The sequence below is a fragment of the Mesorhizobium sp. WSM4832 genome, from assembly GCF_055811115.1.
This window is the reverse complement of sequence record NZ_JBVVQH010000005.1, coordinates 1-7,509: the sequence shown is the minus strand read 5'-3', so window position 1 is coordinate 7,509 and position 7,509 is coordinate 1. Positions and strand designations below refer to the sequence as shown.

The following is a 7,509-nucleotide window of genomic DNA, read 5'->3' as shown; positions in this document are numbered from 1 at the left end:
AAAACTTTTTTCTCCGTACTCAATATTTTCTGTGCGGCTTCAGTAACTCTTTAATCCACCCTTCTTGGGTGGGGTTGGGGGGGGGGGTGGGGCCCCCCCCCCCCCCCCCACCCCGCCCCGGCGCTACGCGCCGACCCTCCCCATCAAGGGGAGGGTGGGAGTCTAGTTTATGCCTGACCTGCTCTTAGAACTTCGCTCCGAGGAAATCCCCGCCCGCATGCAGCGCAAGGCTGCCGGCGACCTCAGGAAGATGCTGACCGACGGTCTGGTCGAGGCGGGTCTGACCTATGATGCGGCGCGCGAATATTGGACGCCGCGGCGCCTGGCGCTCGATATCCGCGGCTTGACCGCGCGCTCCAAGGACATTCGCGAAGAGATCAAGGGTCCCTCGACCACGGCGCCCGAGCAGGCGGTGCAGGGTTTTCTGCGCAAGGCCGGGCTTTCGTCGATCGCAGACGCCCATGTCCATTCCGACCCGAAGAAGGGCGATTTCTATGTCGCCCATATCTCGAAGCCGGGCAGGGCGGCTGAACAGATCATCGCCGAGCTGGTACCGGGCATCATCAAAAACTTCCCCTGGCCGAAGTCGATGCGTTGGGGGCCGGCCTCGGCCAAGCCAGGCTCGTTGCGCTGGGTGCGGCCGCTGCAGTCGATCGTCTGCACCTTCGGTCCGGAGACCGAGGAGCCGGTGGTGGTCGATTTCGAGATCGACGGCATCCGCTCCGGCAACGTCACCTATGGCCACCGCTTCCACGCGCCGGGCGCGATCACCGTGCGCCGTTTCGACGACTATGTGAGCAAGCTGGAAGTGGCCAAGGTCGTGCTCGACGCCGACCGGCGCAAGGAGATCATCCTGGCCGATGCCCGCAACATCGCTTTCGCCAACGGCCTCGACCTGGTCGAGGACGAGGGCTTGCTGGAGGAAGTCTCTGGCCTGGTCGAGTGGCCTGTCGTGCTGATGGGCGAGTTCGAACGGGATTTCCTCGCCATCCCGGGCGAGGTCATCCGCCTCACCATCCGCGCCAACCAGAAGTGTTTTGTGACATCGCGCCCAATCGCCCCCCTAGAGGGGGAGATGTCGGCGAAGCCGACAGAGGGGGGCGCTGTCCCGCCGGCCTCTCTGCGCGAGGCGCCCCCCTCTGCCCTGCCGGGCATCTCCCCCTCAGGGGGGGAGATTGGCCAATCGCCACTCTCGAACCGCTTCATCCTGGTCGCCAACATCGAGGCGAAGGACGGCGGCAAGGAGATCGCCTATGGCAACGGCAAGGTTGTCAGGGCGCGCCTCTCAGATGCGCTCTATTTTTGGCGGACTGACCAGAGCGACCTGCCCGACCTCGACCAACTCCAGGCATCGCTGGCGAAGTTCGACCTGAATCAGAACAAGCCGCTCGACCAGCGCATGGCGCGGCTCGATCATCTTAACGTGACCTTCCATGCCAAGCTTGGCACGCAGGGCGCGCGCGTCGCGCGGATTAAGCGGCTGGCTGAGGAGCTTGCCCAGGTTGTCGGTGCCGATCTCTCGCTGGTCGCTCGCGCCGCGGTTCTCGCTAAGGCCGATCTGCAGACCGAAGTCGTCGGCGAGTTTCCTGAGTTGCAAGGCGCCATGGGCCGCAAATACGCGCTGCTGCAGGGCGAGCACCCCTCGGTCGCGGCGGCGGCCGAGGAGCACTACAAACCACAAGGCCCCACCGACCGCGTGCCGACCGATCCGGTCTCTGCTGCCGTCGCGCTCGCCGACAAGCTCGACATGCTCACCGGATTCTGGGCGATCGATGAAAAGCCGACCGGCAGCAAGGATCCGTTCGCGCTGCGCCGCGCGGCGCTTGGCGTGGTCAGGATCCTCATCGAGAACCGTATTCGTCTGGCGCTGACATCTGTTTTCGCCAAGGCTTTCGCGAACTTCAAAGGCGGCGCGGATCAGTTGCCCGACCTCCTCGCCTTCTTCCACGACCGCCTGAAAGTCTACCTCCGCGACCAGGGGGCCAGGCACGATCTGATCGATGCCGTCATCACGCCGCAGTCCGACGACCTCCTGCAGATCGTCCGCCGCGTCGAGGCGCTGGGCTCCTTCCTCGATACCGAGGACGGCAGGAACCTGCTGGCCGGTACCAAGCGCGCCGCCAACATCCTGGCCGCCGAGGAGAAGAAGAAAACGCTCGTCGCCGAGACTGTTGAGCCGGCATTGTTCCGCGAGGAAGCGGAAAAGAAGCTCTATGCCGCGGTGAATCAGGCCGAGAAGGAAGCCGGCCAAGCGATTCAAAACGAAGATTTTTCCGCCGCCATGCTGGCGCTTAGTGTGTTGCGCGAACCGGTTGATTCATTCTTTGAGCGTGTTCTCGTGAATGATGAGGACCTGGCCGTGCGCGCCAACCGCCTGGCGCTGCTCGCCCGCATCCGCGCGGCGACCGACCAGGTCGCGGATTTTTCAAAAATCGTCGGCTGACGGTTCGAAAATCGCGCGTTTTAGGTTACCCGTATCCGCTAGGATGCGGGTAGGCTTGAGCAATTTGGCGCCCGAAATTTAATGCGTCGGAGCCGGCTTACAGTCATACGGCGATGACTTCCACGTGGGAGAACGATGCGTTCCCAACCACGGAGGCATGCCATGAATTCCGTAGACGATATCGACTTGATCGAAGAAACCCCGGCCGCCGCCGAGGCCGTCGAATCCGCTTCCGAGAACATCCTCGACCACGCCGCCGCCGCGGCGGTCGAAGCCGCTGATCCGTCCGAAGACGACGAGGAAGACGGCGACGAGGAAACCACCGCATCGGCCGACGACGAGTCGGACGATGACGATGACGAAGAAGCCAAAGCCTCGGCCGACGAACAATCCGACGAGGATGAAGACGACGAAGACGATGAAGATGACGCCGACGATGACGACAGGGAAGAAGCGGCCTGAGCCGTTTCCTGTCGTCTGAAAAATGAAGGGGCGGCGCGTCGCACGTCGCCCTTTTTGTCAGTCCCGTTTTGTCAATCTTCTAGAAGCTGATCTTGTCAGTCTTCCACTATGCTGACCCGCACGCTGTCCGGGTAGACATCGACCTCGATCAACGGCTCGCCATTGACGATGGCGTGGCTTGTGGCGCTGCTCATGGCGCCGCCGCGTTCCAGCATGCGCTGCAGGTCCGCGCGCGAACCATCGCTGCGGAACCAGGGATCGCCCTGGTCGTCGCCGTCGCGCCGGTGGAATTTGTGCCAGTTGGCGCGGTCCTGCCGCACCATCTGCGCCGCGCTGCTGAGCGGATAGCCGTCGCTGGCGCGGTGATCACGATCGGAAATCCGCGCGGTGTATGAGCCGAGCAGATCGTCGGCCCGCGCCGTAGCCGTGCCCAGCACTGTCGCCGCCACCAGTCCGGCAACGGCGATTGCTTTCGAGACAGTCATGAAACCCCCCTTTTTTGAAACGCCAGCCATCGTGCCCGATCCGGATGACGGGAATCGGACAGACTTAAGCGCCTAGCGCAGCGAAGCGGGATCCAGTGTGATCTACATCGCCTTGCCGGCACGCGGCAGTGACTCGGCATTTTGCGGCTGTGGCTGCGCGCCGCTTGACGCACTGGCCGTTGCGGCCGGCTGGCTGTCGGTCTTGCCGTTGCTGTTCGAAGCCGATGCGGTGCCGTTCGCGGGCGTTGCCGGCGACGTACCGTCTGCCGGCGCGGTGGCCGCGGGTGTGGTTGCCGGTGTTGAGGGCTTGGCCGACGCGGTCGCCGCGGGCGTTGCGAAAGCGCCTCCGACGACACCGCCGCGAATGATCATCGGGACCGGCTGGTGCCCGGACTTTGCGGGAATTGCCGCCACCTTCTCGTCGGTGACGGCGGGCATTGGATCGCCAAGTGCTATCATCGATGGCGTCGAGGCCGCGGACAGCTTGGCCGGCTCGATCGCGTTCACCCTGATAAACGAAGGCGTCGAGGTCGAGACGCCAAGCACGACGATGGACGAAGCATGTGCCGCGCCGTTGATCGCCAAAAGGCCGATACCGAACGCTCCAAGCAAGCGCATTATGACAACTCCCCAGCCCGCAACCACATCAAGGCCGCACCTTAGGGCCGGCGAATTGAAGCCGGCTTGCGCGGAAACTTAACATTTTAGGGATTGATAAATCGCCAATGCCTGCACTTGCCCGACGGAAGCGGCCGTATTACGGGACCGGCATGTTCAAGACTGGTGGCGGATTTGGCTGAGATACTGGCGGTTGGCGAGGCTATGGCGCAGGCTTTGGCGTTGCTCGAAGGCGGCGACGTCGTCGCCATCCCGACCGAGACGGTTTACGGCCTGGCTGGCGATGCCACCAATGGCGTTGCCGTGGCGCGCATATTCGAAGCCAAGGGCCGGCCGCGCTTCAACCCGCTGATCGCCCATGTCGCCGATCGCGCGATGGCGGACCGCATCGCCGGTTTCGATCCGCTCTCGGCAAAGCTGGCCGAGGCCTTCTGGCCTGGCCCGCTGACGCTGGTGCTGCCGCAACGCGTGGAAAACGGCATCCATCCGCTGGTCACCGCGGGGCTGGACACCATCGCGCTGCGCATGCCGCGAGGGTTCGGCGGCGAACTAATCGCGCGGCTAGGCCGGCCGCTCGCCGCCCCTAGCGCCAATTCCTCCGGCCGGATCAGCGGCACGACGGCGCAGGCGGTCGCCGCCGATCTCGGCGACAAGATCAGGCTGGTCGTCGATGGCGGCGCGACGCCGGTCGGCCTGGAATCGACTATTCTCAAGGTCGAGCATGGCAAGTTGCGGCTGCTGCGGCCCGGCGGCATCGGCGCCGAAGAGATCGAGGCGGTGGCCGGTGCGAAGCTGTCGCGCGGCGCCGGCGGTATCGAGGCGCCTGGCATGCTCGCCTCGCATTACGCGCCGGGCGCCGCGATGCGGCTGAACGTCGAGGACGTTGCCGAGGGCGAGGCGCTGCTTGCCTTCGGCCGCAACCGCGCCGAGGGCTGGGAACGAGCCGTTGCGCTGCACAATCTCTCCGAAACGGGCGACCTGCGCGAGGCGGCCAGCAACCTGTTCGCCTTCATGCAGGAACTCGACCGCGTCGGCGCCGCGACCATCGCCGTCGAGCCTGTCCCGTTCGAGGGACTGGGCGAAGCGATCAACGATCGGCTTGCCCGCGCTGCCGCCCCCCGTGACAAGCTCGCCTGAGCCTATCTCTTTGTTTGACGCAATTCCGGACGGAAGGTTACGGCGAAGACGCCGAACTTAACCGCTCACACTTTTCCTGGAATTGCTCTAGGTTCTTGGGCAGGATGAACGATCAGCCCTTCGACCTCGACCCTGCCATCATCGACCGCTTCGCGGCGATCGTCGGCGACAAATATGCGTTGCGCGATGAGGCCGACATCGCGCCCTACATCACCGAGCGGCGCGGCCTCTGGCACGGCCGGACGTCGCTGGTGCTCAGACCAGGCAGCGTCGAGGAGGTGAGCCGCATCATGCGGCTGGCGACCGAGACCGGAACGCCGATCGTGCCGCAAAGCGGCAACACCGGGCTGGTCGGCGCCCAGGTGCCGGACAAATCCGGCCATGACATCGTGCTCTCGCTGTCCAGATTGAACCGCATCCGCGAGATCGATGTCTTGTCGAACACGGTGACGGTCGAGGCGGGCGTCATCCTGCAGACGCTGCAGGAAGCGGCAGACGCTGCCGACCGGCTCTTCCCGCTGTCGCTTGCCGCGCAAGGGTCCTGCCAGATCGGCGGCAATCTTTCCTCCAATGCCGGCGGCACCGGCGTGCTCGCCTATGGCAATGCGCGCGAGCTCTGCCTCGGCGTCGAGGTCGTGCTGCCGACCGGCGAGGTGTTCGACGACCTGCGCAAGCTGAAGAAGGACAACACCGGCTACGATCTGAAGAACCTCTTCGTCGGTGCCGAAGGCACGCTCGGCGTCATCACCGCCGCGGTGCTGAAGTTGTTCCCGAAGCCGAAGGGCAGGGAGGTCGCTTTTGCCGGCCTGCCGTCGTCCCCCAAGGACGCACTCTCGCTGTTCACCTTGGCGACGGACCGCGCCGGCGCCTCGCTCACGGCTTTCGAGATGATCGCCAAAAGGCCCTACGACTTCACGCTCAAGCATAGTCAAGGCATCACGCGGCCGCTGGCCGACGACTGGCCATGGTATGTGCTGATACAGGTTTCGTCCGGCCGCTCCGAAGAAGACGGCAGGGCGCTGATCGAGGAGATCCTGGCCGAGGCTCTCGAGCAAGGCATCGTCGGCGACGCCGTGGTGTCGGCAAGCCTTGCCCAGGGCGACGCTTTCTGGAATTTTCGCGAGACGCTTCCCGAGTGCCAGAAGCCCGAGGGCGCCTCGATCAAGCACGACATCTCGGTGCCGATCGCGTCGATCCCCGAGTTCATTGAAAAGGCGGCCAGCGTGGTGGAAGGCGTCTGCCCCGGCGCGCGCGTGGTCTGCTTCGGCCACATGGGCGACGGCAATCTTCACTACAACATCTCGCGTCCCGTGGATTGGCAGGACGAGGCGTTCCTCGACCTTTACCACCCCATGAACAAGGCCGTGCACGATGTCGTGCGCTCCTTTCATGGCTCGATCTCGGCCGAGCACGGCATCGGCCAGTTGAAGCGCGACGAACTGATCGCCACGGCGCCGCCGATGGCGATCGATCTGATGCGCCGGGTGAAGGCCGCCTTCGATCCGGCCGGCATCATGAATCCCGGTAAGGTTATCTGATCCTTCCCGTATCCGGCGGCCGGTCGCATTCCGATAACCATCGGCTCAGATCAGCAAAATTTAACCGACTTTCTTAAGCGCACCGGTAAGAAGCGAGCGCTAATGTTTCCCCATAACGAGGCCGGAAAAACCGGCCCTGAGAGAACCGGAAAACGGCCCTCAGGAGTAACAGGGAAGACATTCGATGAACACTGGATTGAAGCCAGTCTGGGCCGGGCGCAACATGCGCCTCGACCCGTTTCGCCTGCCGCAGATGGTGAGCTATGCCACCCGCGACGACTATGGCGATGTCACCTTCACCATCGACCACCGTGGCGCCGTTATCCGCCGTGTGTTGGAGATGAGCGGCGTGCCGGCGATCATCGCGCTGCCCGCCAACGCGTTCCGCGGCGTCGCCGCGCGCGCCATGGAAGATCCGGAAGGCAACGTCACGGTGACGCTGGAACTGCTGCACAATGACCCGATGCTGTCGGTGCCGCTGCTGGTCGCCGACGACCTCGACGACGTCGCCGCCGACTGGCGCGCCTGGGCCGATGCCTTTCGCCTGCCGATGCTTCTGATCGAGGCCGACGGCATTGCCCGCACGCTGGAAGAATCGCTCGGCGCCGCCATCAAGGCGCTGCCGCCGCAGGAACGCCGCAAGGGCCGTGTCTCCACCACGCGCCGCCCGCGCTTTCTCGCCCGCCGCAAGGCCGGCAACCTAGGGCTCAGGCTCGTCATCGACGGCCAGGAGATTATTGCGCGGGAGTAGTGTCCAGCCGATAGATGGGTAACACTTTGAACCGGATACATAGGTAACAGTTTTCCCCCTTATGATGGGTTCGCC

General features: G+C 64.4%; 7 protein-coding genes. 6 read left to right on the top strand and 1 reads right to left on the bottom strand.

Annotation, left to right across the window (positions count from 1 at the left end; all coding sequences use genetic code 11):
• Positions 1–169 precede the first annotated feature (169 nt).
• On the top strand, positions 170–2,443 hold the full coding sequence (gene glyS / locus AC0L2L_RS08635) for a glycine--tRNA ligase subunit beta (protein ID WP_473577549.1): 2,274 nt from the start codon (positions 170–172) through the stop codon (positions 2,441–2,443).
• 186 nt (positions 2,444–2,629) lie between these two features.
• Positions 2,630–2,905, top strand: coding sequence for an ATPase (locus AC0L2L_RS08630; RefSeq protein WP_473577547.1), 276 nt, complete (start codon positions 2,630–2,632; stop codon positions 2,903–2,905).
• A gap of 95 nt (positions 2,906–3,000) precedes the next feature.
• Here the strand turns inward: AC0L2L_RS08630 and AC0L2L_RS08625 are convergent, their stop codons facing one another.
• Positions 3,001–3,390 carry a hypothetical protein gene (locus AC0L2L_RS08625; RefSeq protein WP_473577545.1) on the bottom strand — a complete coding sequence of 130 codons (390 nt, stop codon included), beginning with the start codon at positions 3,388–3,390 and terminating at the stop codon, positions 3,001–3,003.
• A gap of 97 nt (positions 3,391–3,487) precedes the next feature.
• On the opposite strand from AC0L2L_RS08625, the gene AC0L2L_RS08620 reads away from it, so the two are divergent.
• The 4 genes from AC0L2L_RS08620 (at position 3,488) to AC0L2L_RS08605 (ending at position 7,434) form a co-directional block, all read left to right on the top strand.
• Positions 3,488–4,090 (top strand): hypothetical protein, encoded by a 603-nt coding sequence (locus tag AC0L2L_RS08620; RefSeq protein ID WP_473577544.1) that lies wholly within the window; start codon positions 3,488–3,490, stop codon positions 4,088–4,090.
• 92 nt (positions 4,091–4,182) lie between these two features.
• Positions 4,183–5,145: an L-threonylcarbamoyladenylate synthase gene (locus AC0L2L_RS08615; RefSeq protein ID WP_473577542.1), complete on the top strand. Its 963-nt coding sequence runs from the start codon at positions 4,183–4,185 to the stop codon at positions 5,143–5,145.
• A gap of 104 nt (positions 5,146–5,249) precedes the next feature.
• A complete protein-coding gene (locus AC0L2L_RS08610) occupies positions 5,250–6,683 on the top strand; it encodes an FAD-binding oxidoreductase (RefSeq protein ID WP_473577540.1) in 1,434 nt (477 codons plus the stop codon).
• Positions 6,684–6,867: 184 nt separating this feature from the next.
• Positions 6,868–7,434: a DUF6101 family protein gene (locus AC0L2L_RS08605; protein WP_473577539.1), complete on the top strand. Its 567-nt coding sequence runs from the start codon at positions 6,868–6,870 to the stop codon at positions 7,432–7,434.
• Positions 7,435–7,509 lie beyond the last annotated feature (75 nt).